The sequence below is a fragment of the Novosphingobium sp. BL-S-33 genome (genome assembly GCF_056857025.1).
This window is the reverse complement of the sequence record NZ_CM166475.1, coordinates 1,585,807-1,608,971: the sequence shown is the minus strand read 5'-3', so window position 1 is coordinate 1,608,971 and position 23,165 is coordinate 1,585,807. Positions and strand designations below refer to the sequence as shown.

General features: G+C 61.6%; 20 protein-coding genes. 17 read left to right on the top strand and 3 right to left on the bottom strand.

Translation table 11 applies throughout. The features are described from left to right. Positions 1-491 precede the first annotated feature (491 nt). Both AC1VVM_RS23640 and AC1VVM_RS23635 read left to right on the top strand, forming a co-directional pair. The gene (locus AC1VVM_RS23640) at positions 492-1,130 is read left to right on the top strand and encodes a hypothetical protein (protein WP_482956690.1); all 639 of its coding nucleotides are present in this window, start codon (positions 492-494) and stop codon (positions 1,128-1,130) included. A 1,551-nt stretch (positions 1,131-2,681) separates the two neighbouring features. Further along, positions 2,682-2,924 (top strand): hypothetical protein, encoded by a 243-nt coding sequence (locus AC1VVM_RS23635; protein WP_343610810.1) that lies wholly within the window; start codon positions 2,682-2,684, stop codon positions 2,922-2,924. A gap of 510 nt (positions 2,925-3,434) precedes the next feature. On the opposite strand, the gene AC1VVM_RS23630 is transcribed toward AC1VVM_RS23635, so the two are convergent. Next, the gene (locus AC1VVM_RS23630; RefSeq protein WP_482956689.1) at positions 3,435-4,604 is read right to left on the bottom strand and encodes a Ros/MucR family transcriptional regulator; all 1,170 of its coding nucleotides are present in this window, start codon (positions 4,602-4,604) and stop codon (positions 3,435-3,437) included. 150 nt (positions 4,605-4,754) lie between these two features. Further along, positions 4,755-8,189, bottom strand: a complete 3,435-nt coding sequence (locus AC1VVM_RS23625; protein ID WP_482956688.1) for an AAA domain-containing protein — start codon at positions 8,187-8,189, stop codon at positions 4,755-4,757. A 268-nt stretch (positions 8,190-8,457) separates the two neighbouring features. On the opposite strand from AC1VVM_RS23625, the gene AC1VVM_RS23620 reads away from it, so the two are divergent. From AC1VVM_RS23620 to AC1VVM_RS23560, 13 genes are all read left to right on the top strand, one after another. Next, a complete protein-coding gene (locus AC1VVM_RS23620) occupies positions 8,458-10,524 on the top strand; it encodes a conjugal transfer protein TraG (protein WP_482956687.1) in 2,067 nt (688 codons plus the stop codon). Between the two features lie 2 nt (positions 10,525-10,526). Further along, the gene (locus tag AC1VVM_RS23615; protein ID WP_482956686.1) at positions 10,527-10,925 is read left to right on the top strand and encodes a CopG family transcriptional regulator; all 399 of its coding nucleotides are present in this window, start codon (positions 10,527-10,529) and stop codon (positions 10,923-10,925) included. Then, positions 10,922-11,923, top strand: a complete 1,002-nt coding sequence (trbB, locus tag AC1VVM_RS23610) for a P-type conjugative transfer ATPase TrbB (protein WP_482956685.1) — start codon at positions 10,922-10,924, stop codon at positions 11,921-11,923. The genes AC1VVM_RS23615 and trbB overlap by 4 nt, the downstream gene beginning before the upstream one ends. 4 nt (positions 11,924-11,927) lie before the next feature. Further along, positions 11,928-12,269 carry a TrbC/VirB2 family type IV secretion system protein gene (locus AC1VVM_RS23605; protein ID WP_482956684.1) on the top strand — a complete coding sequence of 114 codons (342 nt, stop codon included), beginning with the start codon at positions 11,928-11,930 and terminating at the stop codon, positions 12,267-12,269. After that, positions 12,266-12,538, top strand: coding sequence for a VirB3 family type IV secretion system protein (locus AC1VVM_RS23600; protein ID WP_482956683.1), 273 nt, complete (start codon positions 12,266-12,268; stop codon positions 12,536-12,538). The genes AC1VVM_RS23605 and AC1VVM_RS23600 overlap by 4 nt, the downstream gene beginning before the upstream one ends. Beyond that, complete coding sequence (trbE, locus tag AC1VVM_RS23595) at positions 12,532-14,970, top strand: conjugal transfer protein TrbE (RefSeq protein WP_482956682.1); 2,439 nt, start codon at positions 12,532-12,534, stop codon at positions 14,968-14,970. Before AC1VVM_RS23600 ends, trbE begins: the two co-directional genes overlap by 7 nt. A gap of 57 nt (positions 14,971-15,027) precedes the next feature. Beyond that, complete coding sequence (trbJ, locus tag AC1VVM_RS23590; protein ID WP_482956681.1) at positions 15,028-15,798, top strand: P-type conjugative transfer protein TrbJ; 771 nt, start codon at positions 15,028-15,030, stop codon at positions 15,796-15,798. 169 nt (positions 15,799-15,967) lie between these two features. Continuing rightward, positions 15,968-17,275 carry a P-type conjugative transfer protein TrbL gene (trbL, locus tag AC1VVM_RS23585; RefSeq protein ID WP_482956680.1) on the top strand — a complete coding sequence of 436 codons (1,308 nt, stop codon included), beginning with the start codon at positions 15,968-15,970 and terminating at the stop codon, positions 17,273-17,275. Positions 17,276-17,278: 3 nt separating this feature from the next. After that, the gene (gene trbF / locus AC1VVM_RS23580; protein ID WP_482956679.1) at positions 17,279-18,076 is read left to right on the top strand and encodes a conjugal transfer protein TrbF; all 798 of its coding nucleotides are present in this window, start codon (positions 17,279-17,281) and stop codon (positions 18,074-18,076) included. After that, positions 18,073-18,891 carry a P-type conjugative transfer protein TrbG gene (gene trbG / locus AC1VVM_RS23575; protein WP_482956678.1) on the top strand — a complete coding sequence of 273 codons (819 nt, stop codon included), beginning with the start codon at positions 18,073-18,075 and terminating at the stop codon, positions 18,889-18,891. Before trbF ends, trbG begins: the two co-directional genes overlap by 4 nt. Next, positions 18,888-20,159, top strand: a complete 1,272-nt coding sequence (locus tag AC1VVM_RS23570) for a TraB/TrbI/VirB10 family type IV secretion system protein (RefSeq protein WP_482956677.1) — start codon at positions 18,888-18,890, stop codon at positions 20,157-20,159. The genes trbG and AC1VVM_RS23570 overlap by 4 nt, the downstream gene beginning before the upstream one ends. After that, positions 20,156-20,371, top strand: coding sequence for a DUF2274 domain-containing protein (locus tag AC1VVM_RS23565; RefSeq protein ID WP_482956676.1), 216 nt, complete (start codon positions 20,156-20,158; stop codon positions 20,369-20,371). Before AC1VVM_RS23570 ends, AC1VVM_RS23565 begins: the two co-directional genes overlap by 4 nt. Before the next feature lie 2 nt (positions 20,372-20,373). Beyond that, entirely contained in the window at positions 20,374-20,613 is a 240-nt protein-coding gene (locus AC1VVM_RS23560) for a hypothetical protein (protein WP_482956675.1), read from the top strand. Between the two features lie 401 nt (positions 20,614-21,014). Here the strand turns inward: AC1VVM_RS23560 and AC1VVM_RS23555 are convergent, their stop codons facing one another. Further along, positions 21,015-22,046: a tetratricopeptide repeat protein gene (locus AC1VVM_RS23555; protein ID WP_482956674.1), complete on the bottom strand. Its 1,032-nt coding sequence runs from the start codon at positions 22,044-22,046 to the stop codon at positions 21,015-21,017. A 177-nt stretch (positions 22,047-22,223) separates the two neighbouring features. Here AC1VVM_RS23555 and AC1VVM_RS23550 point away from each other — a divergent pair, with 177 nt between their 5' ends. Together AC1VVM_RS23550 and AC1VVM_RS23545 are read left to right on the top strand one after the other, a co-directional pair. After that, positions 22,224-22,583: a hypothetical protein gene (locus AC1VVM_RS23550; RefSeq protein ID WP_482956673.1), complete on the top strand. Its 360-nt coding sequence runs from the start codon at positions 22,224-22,226 to the stop codon at positions 22,581-22,583. 243 nt (positions 22,584-22,826) lie between these two features. After that, entirely contained in the window at positions 22,827-23,066 is a 240-nt protein-coding gene (locus AC1VVM_RS23545; RefSeq protein ID WP_482956672.1) for a hypothetical protein, read from the top strand. Positions 23,067-23,165: the final 99 nt, after the last annotated feature.

Genomic DNA, 23,165 nt, shown 5'->3' with positions numbered 1-23,165 from the left:
GATGCAAAAGGCCGTTGCAGAATGGCGGCTTCGCGAGCGGGCATTCCCCAAACCTGCCCGCGCGAAATCCACCCATGATCGCCGTTTCGGATGGCCAATCGCACGATTAGCAGCGCGTAGCAGCCTCATCCGTGGTCGACCCTGCCTAGTCGCTCAGGATCCGATTTTTCGTTCCCAGTTGCGGCCTGTTCGCTTTCCCAATCTGGATGCCCAAGAGTGGCCGGTTGCTGACTGTCGTGTTTGGAGCGTGGAGTGGCGATTTGCTGCCGCTAAGCCATGTCGGAAGACTGTGCCAGCAGAGGGTATCTGACAGCGGTTACGCGCATTCGCCTCCCCACGAGCGGCAAGAGACGGTGTGCAAGGCACGTTCCCGGCGGAATTGCGTATCGCCTGCGGGAAAACATGTGATTGTTGGCACCTGACTCCGCCGGTGGGTTCACGCTGTTTGTTTACAACTTGAATTTATAGCGATCCATGAAGGAGTATATTTCGTGCTTTCATGGCTTACGCGTCGCGCCGACAGTGAACTGGTTATAGTTGTCAGTCTGGATCGATCCTATGACACCGCATCATGTCGCAAGCCTTTGTCTGGACTAATCACCGATCTTGGTTTTGCAGCCGGTCACAATCAGCCCATCACGTTCCGACAACCGCGAGAGCGAGAAGCCGACAATTCGGTCCTCTATGATCGACTTTCTATCCAGCAAGACGACGATTGTGACGGAAACGGCCGCGTAGTGCTACGCGAACAATTAGCATACGACCTTCATCACCGATCAGAGATCCCTTGGACGGGGATACATGTTTCACTTCATATGACCGCTGAAATAATGGGCCGCTATATAAGATCCTTGGGAAACTTGGCACTTCCATCCGAAAGCTTCACCGAATGGCGGGGAGTGATTTTCAGATTTTCCGTCCGCAAATTCTGTTTTCCGATGCGGCGTGGTGGTTTTGACCTGAAGGAGGATACTGCCAGCATCGGAAAACTACGCGAGATTCAGAACTTCAAAATCGACCGTTTCACAGTGCAGAAGCTAGAAGATACTGAAGGCAAAAGGATAAATGCCGTCGATGGCTTGCCTGCGGGCTCTGGCGATGTGACGCCAGCCCTATTGATATGTTCATGACCGACAATCACATATTTTCCGGCACGGCAGGTTTCAGGCGTTTGCCTGTGGCCGCAGAATGACCAGCTTGGGCGCGTAGCTGCCAAAGTCCCGTGCCCTCCCCCCATCAAAAGCGCCGATAAAGCGGTCGTACCCGGCGCTGAGCCGACCGATGCAAAGCGGCCGTACGTTCATTGTCGCAACGCCAGAAAAAAGGCAGCTTCTGGTGAGCGACATCAACTCACCAAATTAGAAATAAGACACCAAGGACCTTCCCTCGACACCCGAGCAATCATAATCGTGATACGGCGGAGCTGTGAGCGAGAACCAACCGGTCATCGCCCTATACGCCGGCATTTCCATCTTAAATAGGAATTTATTATTTACATGCACGTCAATTTTTTGAATAATTAGGCCGTCTAGGTTATCTGATGGAGGCGCAGGCCTCACATATTCTCCAGAATTCATCGAGCCGCTTACGAATGATACGTCTCGCTCTGGATTTACGTCTCCAGAATTAATTTCATGCCTCAGTCGGTCTGCGGCTTGCCTCCATTGCGGCTTCACATATTCGAATGTTCGGCAAACATCTTTGAAATGCTTTATCGATCCTTCACTTGGCTTTGAACTGCATCCAGACAAGCACAGAGATCCGATAATAGAGATAAAACCCGATGCGCTTCGATTTGCAAACATTTGACATCCCGCGATATAATACTTCATAATCATCCGAGATTTTCTTAGAGCCCGTTTAAGAGTTCTCATGGATGGACAATTCTTCCGAGCATAAGGCTGCCGAGGGCGATGTGGACATAGCCTCGGAGACGTCTATCCCCAACAAACCGGAATGGCAGAGTTACAGCGTTTTAATCCGAAACCTGCCTGACCGGCCCCGCCGACGTTGCGGGCAATTGATTTTGCCTCTTTCGCACCATTGATCGAATGCAAATCCTTGAATAGTCCATTCACATGTTTCTGAGCTTCATTTGGCACTACCGGGGTAAAGTTCCCGTACCGATCGACATACCGCAGGCGATGTCTTGGATAGCCTAGAGGGTATGTTGGCGGAGCAAAGCAAGGATATCGTCATAAGAGGTGAGAATTGCATTTCTTTCAGCATCCCGGCGCCGCTATATTCGGGCGGAAATAGGTCGGACGCTATGGTTCTATTCGACAGGGGATCGTTTTGGCTTGATTGCGATGAAGGCGGGTCAATGCCGATGTTGACGTTCGACATTAGCTGCCTTTGGGCTTTTCTTTTTTGCCTGACCCCAGTCGCAATCGGTGCTGGCGTGAGCATAAGCGATCCGAAACATGGGGCGCTGATTGCGGTTGCTGGGTTCTGGTGGCTGTACGGCATGAACCAAATTCTGGCTCGCATTAGAATTCCGTGGTTGCTTCACCGAACTCTGCAGCGCTGCACTAATCTTCCGTTGTCCGCTAACCCAACAACGCGGAATGGCGGATTTTCAGAGTTTTAACCGGAAGCCTGCCCTTCCGGATGCGCCGACATTGCCGTCATTGAAATCCTCTGCCAGCGCCTTGTGACGGCTCATGGGCAGGAGTTTGCATATGTTCGATCCGCAGGTGATGAAGGCGCTAATCGACATCGCGATATTCTTGGAATTTTCGGACGATCGGATCATCGACCCTGACGCCGCGGTATCGGCATTGGAAGATTTGGCAGCCAATTTACAGATGGCGACACCGGAGACTCGCGCCGAACTCACGCAGGGTATCCGATCCTTGGTTGGGTCTTATCCTGACCGCGTCGAATTTGTGTCAGATCTTCCAGAGACTCTCGGGATTGCTTAAGAATTCCACGTCGTCTGGGACGGCAGCTTTCCCCAACATTTCTGCCATTCAGCGCGCTCCGGAACTCCCCGATAGCTGCCCATCGTTCAGCCAGAATTATGTCCATGCGGCGTAGCAACGCTGATCGTCCGGTTTCAGGATCGCAGAAGGGGGCGGCCTAGGTCTGGAATCGGGCGCTTGCCGCCAATGGATTTTTAGCAAGCTGGACGTTGGGAGTGTCTTGTTTCCTGAGCCGGGCACTCAAAACCAGAAAGTCGCGAAGGTCCCAGACCCAGTCATGACCCGAATGTCCGCTGCCAGGCGCGGCACAATCACTGTCGAACGGGTGGGATGGGCGCATTCCCGACTGGCGCCCTAGGAGGCGGGGGCGCGATTATGCGATCAGGTGATGGATGCTAGGAACGATCCAGGATACCTGAGCCGGAAAAAGTGTGATCGGCGGTCCCTAAGGTGTTTTGACGTCAGCCTTCTGGGGCGGCCTACCATTCAGAAAGGCCGCCCCAAAAATTCTTAGACCTTGGCTTCAGCAGGGCTCTGCTCAGATGGCAGTTCGGAAGAGGACGCCAATGTCGCTGACCCAGCAGTCGTCGAAGCTGCGTTCTTCGCAGCAGGAACCGCGATCCGGAGCTTAGCACGGCTCTTCTTCGGGGGCGCAGACTTGGCGGTCGCTGCAGTCTTGGCCTCGGGCTTGACTGTCGGAAGCTTTGCCGTCTTGGCGACTTTTTCTGCGGCAGGCGCAACGGCATTCGCAGCGGCTGCAGTAACCTCGGCCGTCTCGAGCTTCGAGGCCTTGCTCGCCGCAACGGTAGACTTCTTGCCGGCCTTAGCTCCCTTCTTGGGAACTGTAATTGGCTTTGCGGCACCTGCTTCGGTGGTAGCATTGCCGATCGTGCGGGCCATGCGGCGGCCAGGCTTGCTGACAGAAGTTGTGGCGGCGACCGGCTCACCCTTCGCTGCAGCGGCCTTTTTGGCTACAGGCTTAGTCTCCTTGAATACTGCCGCGCTGGCAGACGCCTTGGGCACAGGCTCACTGACTGACTTCGGCGCTGCCTTTGGGGCATTTTTCGGTGTCGCGTTTGAAGACTTGGCTGCTGGCGCCGTCACGGAAGACGGTGCTGCAAGTGCCTGCGTTACCTTGCTCGACGGATTGGTCGTAGCCTTGGCCGTCGGCGCGGTTTTTGGACCTGCCTTCTTCGCAGCTCCCTTGGTGGCCTTCGCTGCTACGGGAGCTTTGGCCGCTGCGGATTTGGATGGCACGGCGGCAGAAGCCCCTGTACCGGCTCTGCTGCCACCAAGGCCTGCTGCTTTGGCGAAAGCGCGGCGCTTCTCGGAGTAGCCTGCCGAAACCATGGGGTAAGTGGCGGGAAGGTTGTAACGCGCACGGTATTCTTCGGGAGTGAGGCCGTTGCTTGCCAGGTGCCGTTTGAGCGCCCTGTAAGGCTTCCCGTCGATCAGGCTGAGAATGTGTTCGCGGGAGGTCAGGCTGTCTTCAACCGAAACAGCGGGTTTGAATTCCGGCGCTTCAACACTCTGCTCCTGCGCGGCTTTTCCTGCGAGTGCGCTGCGCGTCGCCTCGATCAGGCCAGGAAGAGCATCGCTTGAAACAGTATTATTTGAGACAAAGGCGCTGAGCAGTTCAACTGTCAGGCGAGCGAGCTCGGGCTGCTCGGTGTCGGACATCGAGTTTCCCTCTTGGGAGATTTATCGGAGGACGCCGTTCTCTTCCCAATTCCTTCCCAAGTAAAGGCGCATTTTTGCGGGAATCGGTGTGCGAATAGTGGGCCTCGGCCGGATCGCTATACTGGAATTGCCGGTTTGCCCGAAAACGGATCATGCAATCGCCCGCTTACGCAAGCTGTCCTTCATGGTTTCGATCTCAGGCGAGACGCTGGTCCCGCGATAAGCGAGTGAGGTCTCGTGGCGCACGAAGGCGCCTTCGCGCGCCGCGCTCAGCCAATTGAACGACCCGACACAATAGACATTGTTGTCGGCCATCACGATCTTGCTGTGCACGTCCTTCACTTCAATGACAATGGCGCCGGCGCCTTCAAGGTTCTGCTTTGCCGCCGTAAAGCTCTCGACGGCGCCTTTGTCCTGTTTGCCCCGCCATTCGTTGAGAGCTCGGTCGGTATAGACTGTGACCGAAACGCCGGAGTTCGCAGCGGCCTCGATGAGCGGAACGATCCTGGCACCCTGCAGTCCGCGATCCGTCAGCCAAGGTGTGACGATGTGAATGTCGCTTCGGCATTCTTCGAGGACGTCGCGCAAAAAGCCGTCGTGCGCATCGAGGTCGGTGAGGTGCACCAGACCTGCTTCGCGTGTGAGATCGGGCCGTGCAGGCGCGTCGAAGAACAGCCGATTGCCTTCGTGTGCCAGAAGCCGCTGTCTCAATCGGCCGCGCGGGCTACCCGGTGCCGCGGCCGAGAAGCAATCCATGTCGCCGAACACGAGGAAGCTGTTCATCGCCCGCGAGACTGCCACGTTGAGCATGCTGGCCTTGGCGTCGATGAAACCGCCATCCGCGTGCTTGGAGTAGGTCGGAGAGAACAGGATTACCGGCCTTTGACCACCCTGGAAGGTATTGATCGTGCCGATAGTGACATTGGCGCCGGCAAGGCTTTCCTGGCGGCCGAGCGCAGACGTGATCGCCCGTGCCTGACCTGCGAACGGGGTGACGATGCCAACGATCTCGTCGAGGCGCTTGCCGGGATAGGAGGTCAGCAGTTCTTCCTGTCGATCAGCCAGCCACCGAGCGATCGTTTCGGCTTCGAGAGCATTTCGCCGGCTGCCGCCAGCGATGGAATCGCACCGACCGTCGATATGAAGGTAGCCGAGCGCGGGGAGCCCGTCGCTCTTGCGGGCATCCGATTTGAGCCCGCGCTTCGGCTGCAGTTTTCCACGATAGCAAAGGTCGTTGCAGTAGCCGACGATCTCGTCGAAGCACCGGCGATGCTCGTAGAGCATGAGGCCGCGCTCGAGATCGGCATCCTGATGGAAGCGGGACGCATGTTGAGCAATCCTCATCACACTGCCGGACGAAGCGGCGCGTCCTGTCTCGAGGAAGGCGGTCAGATCCGGACCGTTGTCGTCGCCGCCAATGAGCCCGGCCTGCCTCAGGTTGCCGACGTCGATCCGGCTGGGCACGCTCCAGATCGGCTCGATCTGGGCCGTGTCGCCAATGATCATCGCACGCTTGGCGAGAGCAAAGGAAGCACCGGCGATTTCGGGAGTGACCTGTCCGGCTTCGTCGACGATCAGGAGATCGATCTGGCCATAGAGGTAGTCCGGCAGGAAATCACCGTCCTGGAAGCGGCTCGCACAGAGCAGGCGCGGTAGCATGTAGAACGTCGAAACCGCGCAAGGTGTCAGTTTCATCCGGCGGGACCACCGCGCGGTCATCGGGATCCTGCCGGTTTTCTTCTGCTTGGCCGGAATGTCCGGATCGGCCGCCATGTCGAGCAGCCAGCGTCCTTCCCAATAGTGCGTCGTCGTCAGGAAGATCGGGAAGCGAAGCAGGCGATCCGCAGCCTCGTCCGCATCGGCGAGCGTCATGGAGGTCGCAGCCTCAGGACTGATAGAAAGTACCGCGAGGGCACTGGCCCAGGAACCGAGCGCGGTGGTTTCGTCCGCGATAACAGCGTCGGCGCGGCCAAGTGCCGCAATATGGTCGCCCATCGCCGACTGTGCCCGAGCAACTTCGGCCCTCACGGAGGACGAGATATCACCCAGACTTGTCCATTCCGGCAAAGGGCCGGACCAGTCTGATGCAAGGGCTGCCCGTGCTGCAGCAAGCCGCCGCCTTGCGATCGACGGGAGCCAGCCAAGCAGGGCGTGAAGAACCGGCTCGGAGGCCTGGTGCCGATCCCAGAGGCTTGAGATTGCTTGTGTACGGTGCAACTCGGCTTCGGCCGCTTCCAGTGCATTTGCCCGATTGGCACGCGCTTGGCGCGGATCCGGGCCCAGTTCTGCAAGAACCGCCGCCCGCGCTTGGAGAAGAGCCTGCCAGGCGTTCTCGATCGCCGCCAGCATTTGCACCTGTTCGATTAGCCGATGGTGCAGCGCCGCGACTACGGTTTCGACGGTCAGGGATTGGAGGTGCGGAAACGCTTTGGCTGCCGCATCAAGGTAAGCAAGGCGGCATTGCTCGACTTGATCGGCCTCTTCGAGACGGTCGAAGAAGGCGGCGATCTGATAGGTCTTGGCCGCATCGCTCTCGCGGCGCTTGGATGGGAAGTAGGACCCGAAGCTGCGAAGCGCGGGAAGCCATCGCCCGGCGAAAGGTCCGGTACCCTTGGCATAGTCGGCGCCGAACGCATCCAGGATATTGGTCACGGCCTGGTTGTTCGTCGAGGTCGCGACGATCAGTGGGGCTTCACCCTGCTCGATCGCCGCCTTGGCCCAGAGGGTGGCGATGACCGAGAGGAGCATCGTTGTCTTGCCGGTGCCAGGCGGGCCGTTGACCGCGAGGACTTCGCCGTCCTTCGATGCCGTGAGGTGGGCAAGCGCCTCGCGCTGCGCGGGGGCCAGTGCATAAGTATCGCTGGAGTGGCCGAGCCGTTCCGCAAAACGCGAGTTTTCGGGCAGGCATGGCTCGGTACGCTGCTCTATCTGACCGGCGAACGTGGTCAGGAGCGGCCCGTACGCGCCGTCGAGTTCGATCTGGTCGTAGAGCGCAAGAACGCTGGCGGACATGCTACCATGCCCATCCGAGCGCTGGACATATCCGTGCGGCACCACTTCGAAGCGTCGGTCTTCCTCGATCGCGGATGCGACCGTCTCCATAAGGCCTTCCGCGTGCTCGACGTAGTCCTGCCATTGGCAGTCTTCGGATAGTGGATGCGTGGTGACAAACGTATCGAGCGCATCAATCGTGCCCACCGTAAAGGCCATGCGATGCAAGGGCTCGAGAATGTCGCGCGGGACAACGCTGCTGACCGGGCGAATGAGGCGCCCATCGCGGGTTACCATCATCCGCGTCGCAATCGGTGTCACGATTTCCGGGAGGCTGCCGCGCTTCTGGCCGCGCTCGGTCCGGGAGGCAAAGACGAAGGGGCGCAGGATGATCGCGCAGGTTTCATCGGGCGAGGCGTTGGCGCCGAACAGGGAGGCAACCAGGTTTGCCGGGAGGCGGCCGGCGTTGAGGCTGGCGTGGTCGACGATTAGAAAATCGTCCGCGTCCTTTTGGGTGAACGTGCCGCGCCCCAATTCTGCGTCCGCCAGCGAATTGCGCCAGTACTTGGTAACCTTCTGAGTATCGCTCGTCATGATGTGCCGCATGCCTTCGTGGCGCGGCATTGTCATGATTAATGTCGAGTAATCAACCGGCGGATCATTCAATCATCCAATACGGCGCGGAATTGGACGTCTTTGTCGCCCCGCTCATCGCGACAGCAAGTCAAAACGGCGTCTGCCGGTTCTGAAGTGCACTCGAAAGACACCCGGGTGCACCAGACAGGCACTGTGACCGGTCGCTGATTTGCGGGACTCTCTGCCTGACGCCAGCGGATGTGATCCGCGGCGCGCGGAGGCTTTCATGACACCGACGAAACTCCTCATCGGACAGATGATGGTCGTGTTCGCGATCGTCCTTGCCGGTGTCTGGCTGGCAACCCAATGGGCAGCGGCGCAGCTTGCCTACCAGCCCGAACTGGGCAGCCCTTGGTTCGTGCTGCTGGACCGTAGGATCTATGCGCCCTGGGCGATCTTCCTCTGGTGGTTCGAGTTCGATGCCTACGCGCCGGTCGTGTTTGACGAGGCTGGCGGCATTGCGGCATCGAGCGGGCTCGTCGGCTGCGCGGCGGCCATCGTCGGTTCGGTCTGGCGCGCGCGCCAGCGCAGCAATGTCACCACGTACGGATCGGCGCGCTGGGCGAGCCGCAAGGATATCCAAAAGGCGGGCCTTCTGGCCGACGAGGGCGTGTTCCTCGGGCGGGTCGGCGCCGACTATTTGCGCCACGATGGGCCCGAACATGTGATGGCCTTTGCGCCGACGCGTTCGGGCAAGGGAATCGGCCTTGTCATTCCGACCCTGCTAGGCTGGTCGGGTTCTGCCGTTATCCACGACATCAAGGGCGAGAACTGGCAACTGACCGCCGGCTGGCGCGCGCGCTTTTCCCATTGCCTGCTGTTCAATCCCACCGATGCGCGTTCAGCCCGCTACAATCCATTGCTGGAAGTGCGCCGCGGCATCCACGAAGTCCGCGATGTCCAGAACATCGCCGATATCCTCGTCGATCCCGAAGGAGCAGTCGAGCGACGGGGCCACTGGGAGAAGACCAGCCACTCACTTTTGGTCGGCGCGATCCTCCACGTTCTTTACGCGGAAGATGAGAAGACGCTCGCACGCGTCGCCACCTTCCTGTCCGATCCTGCACGCAGCTTTGCCAACACACTTCACGCGATGATGTCGACGAACCATCTCGGTACCGAGAGGGCACCGCAGGTCCATCCGGTCGTGGCGTCGGCGGCACGTGAAGTGCTCAACAAGTCGGTAAACGAACGCTCCGGCGTGCTCTCGACGGCAATGTCCTTCCTGGGTTTGTACCGCGACCCTACGGTCTCGGCAGTGACGGCAGCTTCCGACTGGCGCATCGCCGACCTCGTCGATGGGAAATACCCGGCCTCGCTCTATCTGGTCGTTCCGCCTTCGGACATCAGCCGTACCAAGCCGCTGATCCGACTGATCCTCAACCAGATCGGTCGGCGCCTTACCGAAGAACTGCGGTTCGAGCATGGGGCGGACCACAAGGGCGGCCGCCGGCACCGGCTGCTCATGATGCTCGACGAGTTTCCCGCGCTCGGCCGTCTCGACTTCTTCGAAACCAGCCTGGCGTTTCTCGCTGGCTATGGTGTCCGCGCATTCCTGATCGCGCAGAGCCTCAACCAGATCGAGAAGGCTTACGGCGAGCACAATTCGATCCTCGACAACTGCCATGTGCGCGTCGCGTTTGCGACCAATGACGAACGTACCGCCAAGCGCTTGTCCGATGCCCTCGGGACCGCGACCGAGCAGCGCGCCATGCGCAACTACGCTGGCCACCGCCTCGCGCCCTGGCTCTCGCATGTCATGGTCAGCCGCCAGGAGACGGCGCGGGCACTGCTGACGCCGGGCGAGGTCATGCAACTCGATCCGCGCGAAGAACTCGTGCTTGCCTCCGGCACGCCGCCGATCCGGGCCAGCAAGCTGCGCTATTTCGAGGAGCCCTCAATTGCGCAGCGGGTCATCGCGCCGCCGCAGCTGAGCACGAAAAGCTATGCTGATACCCCGCCTGCGCGGAAGGACGACTGGTCCGGGCAGGTGCGCGACATCGACCAACGTTTGGCGCCGCCCGCCAGTGAGTTCGCGGAAGAAGAGCCGGAAGGCAAGAAGGCTGTAAATGGGACCATTGACCAGGCGCCCGCCGTTGAAGTCGGCCCGGAAATCGACGGTCCTCCTCAGGAGCCGCAGGTCGCCAGCGATCCGCTGGGTCTCACTGTCGATGACGATGATCCGGCACTGGACAAGCGTGTCCTCGATCAGGCGGCCCAACAGCGGCTCGTGCGCATCACGTATGCGCTGGGCTCCGCCGAGCGCGCCGATCAGTTCGATTTGGAGCTCTGAGCATGACGAACAAGGTCCGCTATCAACTGTTCCTGCCCGAGCCGCTCAGTGCCCGTCTCGTCGAGGAAGCAAACCGGCCAGGTGTCACCAAGTCGGCTATCCTGGTCCACGCATTGACGGTCTGGCTCGACAGGCGGGTGACGAACGAACTCGACGATCGCTTCGCTCGGCGGCTTGATCGCATCGCCGAACTGCTCGAGCGCCTCCTGCGCGACAGTCACATCGAGCTTGAAACGCTGGCGCTCTTCATCCGCTATGAGCTCGCGATCAATCCGCCGCTCGCGGAAAACGATGCTGCAGGCCGCGCGGCGGCATCGCTGCGCTTTGATGCATTCCTGTCCCAGGTTGCCCGGGAGGTAGGGCGGGGCAAGCGCACGCTCGATCACGAGGGCGGGCGATGAGCGGCGAAGAAACCGCTGCCCGTCGCCGCGCCATGCTGCGCACCGCCATGGGCCCGGCCATCGAGGCAGCTCTCGCGGATCCGCGGGTCATCGAGATCATGGTCAATCCTGACGGTGCACTCAGGCTCGATGTGCTCGGCGAGGGAAGGGCGGATACCGACGTGCGCATCGCAGCCGAACAGGTCGAGCGCATCATCCGTCTTGTCGCGAGTCACGCCCGCGCCGAAGTCCATGCCGATAGCCCGATTGTCTCAGCCGAGCTGCCACAGCACGGCGAGGGTGCCGGCGAACGCTTCGAAGGCGTGCTGCCGCCGGTTTCGCTGGCGCCGTGCTTCTCCATCCGCAAGCCGGCCGCGCGCATCCACACGCTCACCGACTATGTGGCAGACGGCATCATGCCGGTGGAAGCCGCGGACATGCTGCGCGCCGCCGTACTGGATCGACGTAACATTCTCGTCGTCGGAGGCACCAGTTCGGGCAAGACCACGCTCGCCAATGCGCTGCTCGCCGAGATGGCTGCGCTCGATGAGCGCGTGGTGCTGATCGAGGACACGCGCGAACTGCAAAGCCCGGCGCCCGATACAGTCGCCCTGCGCACCCGGCAGGGTGTCGCCACCATTGCCGACCTTGTCCGCTCAACCCTGCGGCTGCGCCCGGACCGGATCATCGTGGGCGAAGTGCGCGGGCCCGAGGCGCTCGACATGCTCAAGGCCTGGAACACCGGCCATCCCGGGGGGATCGCCACGATCCATGCCAACGGCGCATCGGCCGCGTTGCACCGCCTCGAGGGGCTGGTGCAGGAGGCGGTCGTCACGGTGCCGCGCCATCTCATTGCCGAGGCTATCGACCTCATCGTCGTCATCTCGGGCCGAGGTCTTGGCCGCCGGATCTCGGCCATCGCCAATCTCGACGGCTTCGATGCGGCACGCGGCGAATACCGCCTGCACGAGCTCTGCTTTCCGCCCGTCCCCCTCCCTTCCAGCAAGCAAGGAGAATGACCCCATGAAGACGTCACGACTTCACCGCCTCGACCTGCGCCCCGCCTCGCTGGCGGTGGTTGCCGCTGCGGCATCGCTTTCCTTCGTCTCTTCGGCCTGGGCCGCGGGCTCGGGAATGCCCTGGGAGCAACCGCTCGAGCAGATACTCGAATCCGTGCAGGGCCCGGTCGCCAAGATCGTCGCGGTCATCATCATCATCGTCACCGGCCTGACGCTGGCCTTCGGCGAGACTTCCGGTGGCTTCCGCCGGCTGATCCAGATCGTCTTCGGGCTCTCGATCGCATTCGCGGCTTCGAGCTTCTTTCTCTCGTTCTTCAGCTTCGGCGGCGGAGCGCTGATCGCATGATTGCGGCCGGCCAGCACATCGAGGGCTTCGAGGTCCCGATCCATGTCAGCCTTGGCGCTCCGATCCTCCTCGGCGGTGCGCCGCGCGGGATCGCGATCCTCAACGGCACACTCGCCATGGCCGTCGGCCTCGGGCTCCAGCAGTGGCTGGCCGGTCTCATCATCTGGGCGGCGGGACACAGTCTCGCTGTGCTCGCCGCCCGGCGCGATCCCGACTTCGCGCCCGTGCTGCTGCGCCACTTGCGCCAGAAAGGATATCTCGCGTGCTGAACCTCGCCGAATATCGCAGCAAGGCAGGCCGCCTTGCCGACCATCTGCCCTGGGCCGCGCTGGTCGCGCCGGGCGTCGTCCTCAACAAGGACGGCAGCTTCCTGCGCGTCCTCGAATTCCGCGGGCCCGATCTGGAATCGGCAACCGAGGCAGAACTGGTCTCGATCGCAGCGCGCGCCAACAATGTCCTGCGCCGCTTCGGCTCGGGCTGGGCGCTGTTCTTCGAGGCCGAGCGGCGCGAAGCCGCGAGCTATCCCGACGATCCTTTTCCCGACGCGGCAAGCTGGCTCGTCGACCGCGAACGCCGCGCCGCTTTCCTCGCCGAGGGCAAGCACTACGAGAGCGCCTACTACCTGACGCTGACCTGGCTTCCTCCCGCCGACAGCGAGGACGCGGCCGGCCGCCAGCTCGTCGAGCGTGCCGACGATGAGAAGGGCCGCGACTGGCGCGCCTCGCTCACCGGCTTCATCGCCGAAACCGACCGGGCGCTCGATCTGTTTGCGGGCTTCATGCCCGAGATCCGCGCGCTGGATAGCAAGGAACTGCTGACCTATCTCCACACGACAATCTCGGATCGCCGCCATCCCGTGCATGTGCCCGAAACCCCGATGTATCTCGATGGGCTTCTCGTCGACACGCCGCTGGTCGGCGGGCTCGAGCCGATACTGGGCGACCGGCACATCCGAACGATCTCGGTTCTCGGATTTCCGAACCTGAGCCGGCCGGGCATTCTCGATGCGTTCAATCACCAGGACTTCGCCTACCGGTGGGTCACGCGCTTCATCGCGCTCGACAAGTCCGAGGCGACCAAGGTCCTGACCAGCCTGCGGCGGCAGTGGTTCAACAAGCGCAAGTCGCTGACCGCCATGCTGCGCGAGGTGATGTACAATACCCCGGCGCAGCTCCTCGACAGCGATGCCGACAACAAGGTTGCCGATGCCGATCTCGCACTCCAGGCGCTCGGCGGCGATCACGTGGCGTTCGGATACCTGACGACGACGATCACCGTCAGCGACACGACACGCAGCGCGGTCGAGTCCAAGATGCGCCAGGTCGAGCGCGTGCTGGGCGGGCTCGGCTTCACGACGATCCGCGAGCGGGTCAATGCGGTAGAGGCCTGGCTCTCCTCCATCCCGGGGCACGTCTACGCCAATGTCCGCCAGCCGCTGGTCCATACGCTGAACCTCGCCCACCTGATGCCGCTCTCGGCGGTCTGGGCCGGACCCGCGCGAAACGATCATCTGGGGGGCTCCGTGCTGCTCCACGCCAAGACCTCGGGTTCGACACCATTCCGGCTCTCGACCCACGTCGGCGACGTCGGGCACATGTTCGTGGCCGGGCCGACCGGGGCCGGCAAGTCGGTGCTCCTGGCGCTGATGATCCTGCAGTTCCGCCGCTACGCGGACGCCCAGGTCTATGTGTTCGACAAGGGGCTCTCGGCGCGGGCAGCGGTGCTGGCCTGCGGCGGCGCGCATCACGCCCTGGGACTGGGCGGAGAGACCGGCTCGCTGGCGTTCCAGCCTCTGCGCGACATCGACGATCCGGCGCAGCGCGCTTGGGCTGCGGAATGGATTGCCGCGATCCTCGCGCAGGAGAACGTGACCGTGACCCCGGAGGTGAAGGATCAGGTCTGGCTGGCTCTGGGAAGCCTTGCCAGCGCGCCGCCCGCCGAGCGGACGATCACGGGCCTCACGCTCCTGCTGCAGTCAAAAGCGCTGCGCACAGCACTTGGGCCCTACACGATCGACGGGCCTTACGGCGGCCTGCTCGATGCCTCGGAGAGCACCCTCCATCTCGCCGACCTCCAGTGCTTCGAGACCGAGGCGCTGATGGGGTACGGATCGGTGGTCGGGCCGGTGCTGACCTATCTGTTCCACCGGCTCGAGGAGCGCTTCGATGGCCGCCCGACCTTGCTGGTGCTCGACGAAGCCTGGATCTTCCTCGATCATCCGCTGTTCGCTGCGCGTATCCGCGAGTGGCTCAAGGTTCTGCGCAAGCGCAATGTCTCGGTGCTGTTCGCCACCCAGAGCCTGGCCGACATTGCCGGATCACCGATCGCGCCGGCGCTGATCGAAAGCTGCCCGCAGCGCATTCTTCTGCCCAACGACCGGGCGGTCGAGCCGCTGAGCCGGGAAATCTACGAGCGCTTCGGGCTCAGTGAGCGGCAGATCGAGCTGATCGCGCGGTCGACGCCGAAGCGGCACTACTACCTGCAATCGGCCCGCGGGAACCGGCTGTTCGAACTGGGCCTGGGCGATGTGGCGCTGGCGCTGTGCGGCAGTTCCGATCCGGCGACGCAGGCGCGGATCGACGCGCTGCTCGCCGAGCATGGGCAGGGCGAGTTCTTCGCGCGCTTTCTCGCCGGAACGCACGCTGCCTGGGCGGCCGACCTGATCGGAACCTATCCCGGCAATCGGGCGTGGCGCCCCTGATCCCAACCTCCCTCTGTTCCCAACATTCTCGTGATCCCAATTTCAAGGAGAATGACGATGAAGAACTCGTCTTGCCCGTGCACGGCAAAGCCGCGTCACAAATTTGGAACGGGCATTGCTGCGTTGGCGCTGATCGCTGGCAGCGCCTTCGCTCTCGATGCAATGGTCGCCAGTCCGCCCGCCCATGCGCTGGTGGTCTACGATCCGGCCAACTATGCGCAGAATGTGCTGACGGCGGCGCGGGCGCTCCAGCAGGTGAACAACCAGATCAAGTCGCTGCAGAACGAGGCGCAAAGTCTCGCGAATGAAGCGAAGAACCTTTCGACGGTGAGTTTCCCCGAGCTGCAGGCGCTGACCCAGACGCTCCAGAAGATCGACACGCTGATGGGGCAGGCCCAGAACATCCAGTTCAAGGTCTCCAGCGCCGACCAGCAGTTCAGTAAGCTCTACCCCGATGCATTCAGCCAGTCGCTGAAACTCGATGATCAGGTGACGGCTGCGCGCTCGCGCCTCGACACTCAGGTCGCAGCCTATCGGCAGAACGTGACGATGCAGGCGCAGATCGCCGAGAATGTCGAGGCCGATGCGACGACAATGAATGCGCTGGTGCAGCGCAGCCAAGGGGCCGAGGGCACCTTGCAGGCACTGCAGGTGACCAACCAGCTTCTCGCGCTGACGGCCAAGCAGCAGTTCCAGATCCAGCAGATGCTGGCCGCCCAGTTCCGCGCCCAGGCCGTGAGCGACGCCAATAGCGTCCAGTCCGAGAGCGAAGCCGACGTGGCGACGAAGAAGTTCCTGGGCACCGGCACGGCCTACACGCCGAACTAGGCAGCCGCTTTCCTTTCCCGACAGCGGCGGCGGATCGCCTCTCCTGCCGCCGCGCCCGCGGGGCACGTGCTCCATCCCCGGCCGTGCCCCGCGGGCACCCACCACCTTAGTGCTGCGCTGAGCGCGTTATCGCGCGTCTGGCGCACTCGCCCAGACAGGATGACCGCACGTGGACGACCTCAACATCATCGATCAGTTCATGACCGCCTTCATCCGCTACATCGACAGCGGCTTCGGTCTGCTCGGCGGCGATGTGCGGTTCCTGACCGCGACGCTGATCGCGATCGATGTGACGCTGGCTGGCCTGTTCTGGTCGCTTGGGGGCGAGGACAACGTGCTCGCCAAGTTCATCCGCAAGGTCCTCTACGTCGGCGCCTTCGCCTTCATCATCAACAGCTTCTCGACGCTGGCCGACATCATCTTCCATTCCTTCGCGCAGGCCGGGATCACGGCCGGTGGGGGATCGCTCACTGCGGACGATCTGCTTCGCCCCGGACGTCTGGCTGGCACTGGGTTCTCGGCAGCATGGCCGCTCCTTGAGCAGGCCTCGAAGCTTCTTGGCTTCACCAGCTTCTTCAAAAATTTCCTGACGATCGCAGTGCTGCTGATCGCTTGGCTGCTGGTCATCCTCGCCTTCTTCATCCTCGCTGTGCAGATGTTCGTCTGCATCATCGAGTTCAAGCTGGTAGGTCTTGCCGGCTTCATCCTGGTGCCTTTCGCGCTGTGGAACCGGACGAGTTTCCTTGCCGAGCGCGTCCTGGGGCACGTGGTGAGCTCTGGCATCAAGGTCATGGTGCTCGCCGTCATCGTCGGCATCGGCTCGAACTTCTTCGATCAGTTCACCCAGGCGCTGCAGGGGCAGGAGCCCGACATCGGACAGGCCATGAGCCTGGTGCTCGCTAGCCTCGCGCTCTTCGGTCTCGGCATCTTTGCGCCATCGGTCGCGAGCGGCCTCGCATCGGGTGCTCCGCAGCTCGGGGCAGGAGCGGCGGCCGGTACAGCGCTGGGCGCCGGCGGCATCGCCATGCTGGCAGGGGGAGGGGCGGTTGCCGGCGCACGTCTCGCCGGCACCGCGCTGGGCGGCATTCGTGCCGGGACTTCGATGGGCAGCAGCGCGGCGGCCGCAAGTTCGGCCAGTCATGGCGGCGGGGCTCATACAGGATCGACGACAGGTCCTTCGACGTCATCTGGCGCGGCGGGTCATAACACAGGTCCTTCGACACCTGGGGTATCCACGTCCCGGTCAACTCCCGGCAGAGCTGCACGATCGTCGCAATCCGATAGTTCGACATCTTCTCCGTCCGCCCCGGAGACGGCCACCAGCACTGAAGGCGGAGAAGGGGCGCCTGCCTGGGCCAAGACCATGCGCGCCGAGCAGACCGCTCGTCATCGCCGCGATGTCGCCATCCACGCCGTCCAGCAGGGCGATCGCGGTGGCGGCGCCACCACTCCCGACATCAGCGAAAGGAACGACTGACCCATGCGCTTCAAACGCAGCGTCCAGCTCTATGGACGGACACCGCTTCCCGAGACGCCCTTCCAACGCGCCGCACAGCTTTGGGACGAGCGGATCGGCTCCGCCCGCGTCCAGGCGCGCAGCTGGCGGATCATGGCCTTCGGCTGCCTCGGACTATCCTGCAGCATGGCAGGAGGCCTCATCTGGCAGTCGTTGCAGAGCCGGGTGGTTCCCTATGTCGTTGCGGTCGACAGGCTGGGTGAGCCGCGCGCGGTCAGCGAGGCGGAGGCTGGCTATCAGCCCACGGATCCACAGATCGCCTGGGCCCTGTCCAAGTTCATCGGACACGTGCGCGGCATCTCGCTCGATCCCGTCATCATGCGTGAGGGTTGGCTCGAGGCCTACGACTTCTCGACCCAGCGCGGCAGCCGGTTCCTCAGCGAATATGCCCGGGCCTCGGGTGCGCTGACGGGGCTCGGCGAACGCACGGTCTCGGTTCAGGTCACCAGTGTGGTTCGGGCTTCGGACAGAAGCTTTCAGGTGAAATGGATCGAGAATGCTTTCGAGCGTGGCAGCGCGGCAGGCACGAGCCACTGGACCGCGATCCTCACCGTTGTCCAGCAGGCGCCGCGCGATAGTGAGACGCTGCGGAAGAACCCGCTGGGGATCTACGTCGATGCCATCGACTGGAGCCGGGAACTCGAGGTGCCCGCTCCGGTCGCCGCAGCTGCACCGGCAGGCGCGGTCAACGAAGAGGAGGCGCCGGCTACGCGCGGTCTCCCCAATTCCAATCCCGACCAAGCCAAGGAGGTACTGCCATGAAGACTTCGCTATTGGCCGCGGCTGCCTTTGCCGTGGGCGTTCATCCGGCGGACTTGCCGGCGCGGGCGAAGCTGCCGATCAGCGGTATGAGCTCCTACGGTGTCGAGCCGTCGCCGAATGCCTGGGTTAATGCGCGGCAGGTTTACCTCTGGTCAGATGGCACTGTGTACCACGTCTATACGCAGCCGGGCATGATTACGGACATCGCGTTACAGGCGGGCGAGGGGCTGATCGCGGTCGCCGCTGGCGATACCGCGCGCTGGGTGATCGGCGATACGGCGAGTGGGAGCGGCGAGGACAAGCGCACGCATATCCTGGTCAAACCGTTCAGCACCGGGCTCGAGACCAACCTCGTCATCACCACCGATCGGCGCACCTATCATCTGCTGCTGACCAGTCGGCCCAGCGCCGGCATGTCCGCGCTCTCGTGGAATTATCCGCTCGACGAGCTGGTCGCGGTCAAGGCTGCTCAAGCTGCGGCCGAGGTCGCGAAGCCGATTGCTGCGGGGTTAGGTGTGGAACAACTCTACTTCGGGTATGCAATCACCGGCGACACGCCGACCTGGAGGCCACTCAGGGCTTTCGATGATGGCCGGCAGACGTTCATTGAGTTTCCGGCCTCAATCGGCGTCGACGAAGCCCCGCCGCTGTTCTTGATCGGTGCCGATGGTGCAGCCGAACTCGTCAACTATCGCATGAAGGGCCGCTTCTATGTGGTGGATCGCATCTTCAGCGTCGCTGAGCTGCGTCTCGGGACCAAGAAGCAGCAGGTCGTGCGCATTACCCGAGGTGGCGAGGGGAGGGGGCGCCGATGAGCGGGGAGTCGGAAACCGGCGCATCAGCGCCTTCCGGCGGCGCCGTGGCGAATTCGGCGGCGATGCTGGAAGCGCTCGAGCAGCGGGCGTCGTCGCCCGAGAAAGTCGATCCCGAGACCTTGGCACTACGGGCACAGCCACCCCGCGTGACGCGGTTTCGCAAGCAAGTCATCATCGGTGGAAGCGCAGCGGCCACGATCGCGCTGGTGGGTGTGGCGTGGATTGCTCTCGCGCCCCGGCTCGCCCGAAATGCCGCGGTCCAAACGGAATTGGCCCAGCCCAATCGGAAACCTCCCGATGACGCGCTCAGTGGGCTGCCGAAAAGCTACGGGGATGCGCCGAAACTCGGGCCGCCGCTGCCCGGCGATCTTGGGCGACCGATCTTGAGAGCGCAGCAGCGTCAGTTTGCGGATACCGGCATGGCAGCGCCCGTCACCTCTGGCATTGACGATGCGCGGCAACGACAGGCTGCAGAGCTGAAGGCAGCGAGGCAATCATCGCTGCTCATTCAGGGAGCGCACACAGCCACCGGGACACAAGGTGTCGCCGCTGCAACTGCGCCGGAGGCTTCGATTGATCCGGGACTAGCAGCGAATGGCGATGCATCGGGTTCGGCGGCGGACCGCAAAACCCAATTCGCGGAGAAGCTCGACGAGCGCGGCGATGTGAACCCGCACAGTCTGGCGATCCAAGCTTCGCCCTACATGCTGATGGCGGGCAGTGTTATCGCGGCCAGTCTCGTCACGGGCGTGAATTCCGATGTGCCAGGCATGGTCATTGCACAGGTCACACAGAACGTGTTCGACAGCGCCACGGGGCAGACTCTGCTCATTCCGCAAGGGGCAAGGCTGGTCGGCAAGTATGACAGCGTCGTGGCCTATGGGCAAAGCCGGGCATTGGTGATCTGGCAACGCCTGGTAATGCCCGATGGCAAGTCGGTTCGGCTCGATAACATGCCGGCGGCTGATCCGTCGGGCTACTCGGGCCTCTCGGACCGGGTGAACTACCATACTGGACGGCTGCTCAAGGGCGTCGGGATCGCTACGCTTCTTGGTGTCGGCACCGAGCTCTCGATTACCGGCGAGAGCGATCTGGTTCAGGCGGTCCGGGAGTCCGCCCAGACCAATGTATCTCGCGCGGGGGATCAGCTCACGCAGCGCAATCTCGATGTTCAGCCAACCATCGACATCCGGCCGGGTGCGCCTGTGCGACTCTTGGTGCGGCAGGACTTGGTATTGGCGCCCTGGAAAGGGGAGGGCAGACGATGAGCACGATCAAGTTGGGGAAGCTTCCCGACAAGACGCCTGTGAAACTGGCGATAACAGTGACGCCTGACCTCCATCTGAGCTTGCAGGACTACGCGGCCGCTTATGCAGTCACATATGCGACTGAAGTGCCGATCGCCGAATTGATCCCGGCTATCCTGAGTGCGTTTCTGGAAGCGGATCGTGGATTTCAGCAGCAGCGGAAGGGGAAATGACGATGGATAATGAATTTGATATCCGCGCGCCTTCCGGCGGGATGGAGCAGATCAGCGTGCGAATTTCCGATGCCGTACGGTTGACCGGACTGAGCCGAACAATCATCTACCAAATGATTTCCTGTGGCGATTTGGAAGTGGCCAAAGTCGGTCGATCGACCGTGGTCATCGCTTCAAGCCTGCGCGATCTTGTCATTTCAAGGCGAATGCCGCCCGCGCCGCGCCATGCTGATGACTGCTAAGTTGGACGATCCGGAACGTCTTCTTCAGATCCCAGCTGGCCGCTTAGCAGCCCTTTGTTCAGGTCATATCGCGCTTGCTTTGGAAGCCCGGTCCGAAGGATGCCAGGCCGCATCACGGTTCTGACAGGCGAGATGCGAAACCAAAGCGCCATCAAGGAGGACAGCCTTGTCGCCACGACTGTCGTCACTGAGGGGGCAGCAAAGATTACCCTCGTGAAGCGATTGACGGAAAATGGCATTTCGGTCGGCGGCGGTAAGCGGCCGGAGCTGCGATCAAGGATATCCAACGGGTGTCTGTCACACAACGGAGCGCACGGCGCGGCAAGATGGAGGGTGATCAGTTCCACAGGCAATTTGCCCGCAGGGAACGGCATGACATTGTCGCACTACTGGCTTGGTCACTAGGGCTTCAATTCCGTATCTTCCGACTTTGGTTTCCCGGATTTCCTCCCAACGCTGGCCATGCGTTTGCGAATTTGCGCTGCTTTCCGCGCCACCCCGATTTTCGGGTTCAGCGCCAAGGCTTGCTGGTAGCTTTCGAGCGCATCGCCGAACGCGTTTAGAGCTTCTTGGCACAGTCCGCGGATCTTGAGCGCCAGCGGGCGCTGGCGCTCGTCGAATTTTGGGGCAGCGAGTGTTGCTGCGATGCTCTCCAGAATTTTCGCGGCATCGTCAGCCGTCAGGCCGTCGCCGGCGTCTTGCACCAGATTATACAGCATATGGAGATCGTCGCCGCGATACTGCGCCTCAAGCCACTCGGCACGATTGAGCAATTCGCCAGTGAGCGAATAATGGCACATCTCACCGTCGGAATAGACGAGGCCGACTGTCTGATGATCTTCTGAAAAGCGATACGTGCTGGCCCAACCTGTTTCCGGGACCCAACTCGCGAGCTCCTGCTCGCCATCGAGATCAAACACAACGAGCAACGAGTTATCCGTGCCCTTCGCATGGCACGTCTGACAGACCGCTGTGCGTCCGTCCGGTGAGAGACCATTGTTCAAGAGATTGGCTGAAAATCGTCGCTCGAGCAGCGGCGCGCCGGAGGGGTGAAAAGCACGAAAGACACCTTGGGCGGCGGGCCCGAAGAGCCAGTCATTGATAATGAACCTGCCATCGTCTGCAACGTGGCCATTGTTGGGTCTTTCCGCATGGCCTTCGGTCAGGAGATGTCCGTCTTGAAAAAGAAGAAATCGGCCCGGTCCCTCGGATCTGGATCCGCCCCGCGTCCCGGCATCGTTGGCGTCCCGCCAGGCGAGGACAAAGCGGCCATTGGCGGAGCGGCAAAATTGCCCGAAAAAGTTGCGCGAGGGGATCCGCAGGAAGCGATCACCGATCGTTTGGAAGTCGATCGATTCTGCTATTTCTTCACATTCATTTTCGGTGCTGGCGCGTGCAGAGCGCCTGGCCAGGATCGACTTGAACCATCTCATCGTGCTTGGTCCCGAAGTTCAGGAAGAAGAGCCGGACAAGCTGCCTCGCTCGCTTAGGCATAATCCAAATCTTTGTGGAACGGGCAGCCAATTGCAAGCCCATGATTCGCCAATATCCAGATCTCCACTATTTCCATCACCGTGACAGGAGCGGCTTCTTGTTCTAAGCGACATAGGATGAGCTCTGCGCAAAATTACGCTCAAACTCCAGCGGTGTGCCGTATCTGTGGCGGCGCCCCAACGATCCGCTCCCACTTGTTGCCCGAAGCGTTTGTGAAGGAAGTGCAGACAGCGCCCAAGTCCGGCGAACAACATATGATTCATCATGCCAACAAGGGTTTTAAATGCGCCTCTAAGACCGGTCGCTTTGAAAAAGGCATTCTCTGTCAGCCTTGCGACGGCCAGCTCGGTCGGCATGAGGAACGAGCCATCACCCTGCTACGGCAACTGCGTCAACGCAGGTTGGGGCGCAAAGTCGGATCGAAAATGAAGATCCGCGAGCGCACGATACCGGTGCGTATTCCGGACAACGATTAACTTGTACGTTTTGCATGCGGAATCCTCTGGAAATACGCGTCGACCCCGGATGCGGACCCGGCCCATCTTGATCTCGGCACGTTCCTGCCAGTCATCGAAGATATATGCTTTCACGATTCCAAGATCCCACCCGACGTCGACGTTTTTCTGGAACGCGACCTCTTCCAAGTCCTGGCTTTTAACGACCCGACGGACGTTTTTTATTATCAGACACCGTCCATGGGGATGCGCGGGAAAGAACAGGTGGCCCGCATGGCATGGTTCAACGTGGGCGGGTTCATGATCTATGTTCGGATCGACCGCGAACCAACGGACCTAGCACCGAAGCGCTGTTGGATCGAGGGAAAAAAGCAGGCCCACGTCCTGGTCTCGCCGCGCACTTTTGAGCAGAATATGGGTGTTGTTGTAGCGATGCGCGAGGTGCAGGGTGACCTTGCTCGCCTCAATCCGAAGCTGACAAACATGCTCAAGGCCAATTGTTGAATCGAAACTACGGCGCCATCGGGACCACGAACATTCGGTAGTCGGCCTTGGTCTTGAGAATTTTCCAAATTCTCGACGAATTGGAAAATTGAGCGCGGC

Bases quoted from the DNA above. Each gene is read 5' to 3' on its own strand.
- AC1VVM_RS23635 (WP_343610810.1), top strand. From the start codon at position 2,682: ATGTTCGATCCGCAGGTGATGAAGGCGCTAATCGACATCGCGATATTC.
- AC1VVM_RS23630 (WP_482956689.1), bottom strand. From the start codon at position 4,604: ATGTCCGACACCGAGCAGCCCGAGCTCGCTCGCCTGACAGTTGAACTG.
- AC1VVM_RS23625 (WP_482956688.1), bottom strand. From the start codon at position 8,189: ATGACGAGCGATACTCAGAAGGTTACCAAGTACTGGCGCAATTCGCTG.
- AC1VVM_RS23620 (WP_482956687.1), top strand. From the start codon at position 8,458: ATGACACCGACGAAACTCCTCATCGGACAGATGATGGTCGTGTTCGCG.
- AC1VVM_RS23615 (WP_482956686.1), top strand. From the start codon at position 10,527: ATGACGAACAAGGTCCGCTATCAACTGTTCCTGCCCGAGCCGCTCAGT.
- trbB (WP_482956685.1), top strand. From the start codon at position 10,922: ATGAGCGGCGAAGAAACCGCTGCCCGTCGCCGCGCCATGCTGCGCACC.
- AC1VVM_RS23605 (WP_482956684.1), top strand. From the start codon at position 11,928: ATGAAGACGTCACGACTTCACCGCCTCGACCTGCGCCCCGCCTCGCTG.
- AC1VVM_RS23600 (WP_482956683.1), top strand. From the start codon at position 12,266: ATGATTGCGGCCGGCCAGCACATCGAGGGCTTCGAGGTCCCGATCCAT.
- trbJ (WP_482956681.1), top strand. From the start codon at position 15,028: ATGAAGAACTCGTCTTGCCCGTGCACGGCAAAGCCGCGTCACAAATTT.
- trbF (WP_482956679.1), top strand. From the start codon at position 17,279: ATGCGCTTCAAACGCAGCGTCCAGCTCTATGGACGGACACCGCTTCCC.
- trbG (WP_482956678.1), top strand. From the start codon at position 18,073: ATGAAGACTTCGCTATTGGCCGCGGCTGCCTTTGCCGTGGGCGTTCAT.
- AC1VVM_RS23570 (WP_482956677.1), top strand. From the start codon at position 18,888: ATGAGCGGGGAGTCGGAAACCGGCGCATCAGCGCCTTCCGGCGGCGCC.
- AC1VVM_RS23565 (WP_482956676.1), top strand. From the start codon at position 20,156: ATGAGCACGATCAAGTTGGGGAAGCTTCCCGACAAGACGCCTGTGAAA.
- AC1VVM_RS23560 (WP_482956675.1), top strand. From the start codon at position 20,374: ATGGATAATGAATTTGATATCCGCGCGCCTTCCGGCGGGATGGAGCAG.
- AC1VVM_RS23555 (WP_482956674.1), bottom strand. From the start codon at position 22,046: ATGAGATGGTTCAAGTCGATCCTGGCCAGGCGCTCTGCACGCGCCAGC.
- AC1VVM_RS23550 (WP_482956673.1), top strand. From the start codon at position 22,224: ATGAGCTCTGCGCAAAATTACGCTCAAACTCCAGCGGTGTGCCGTATC.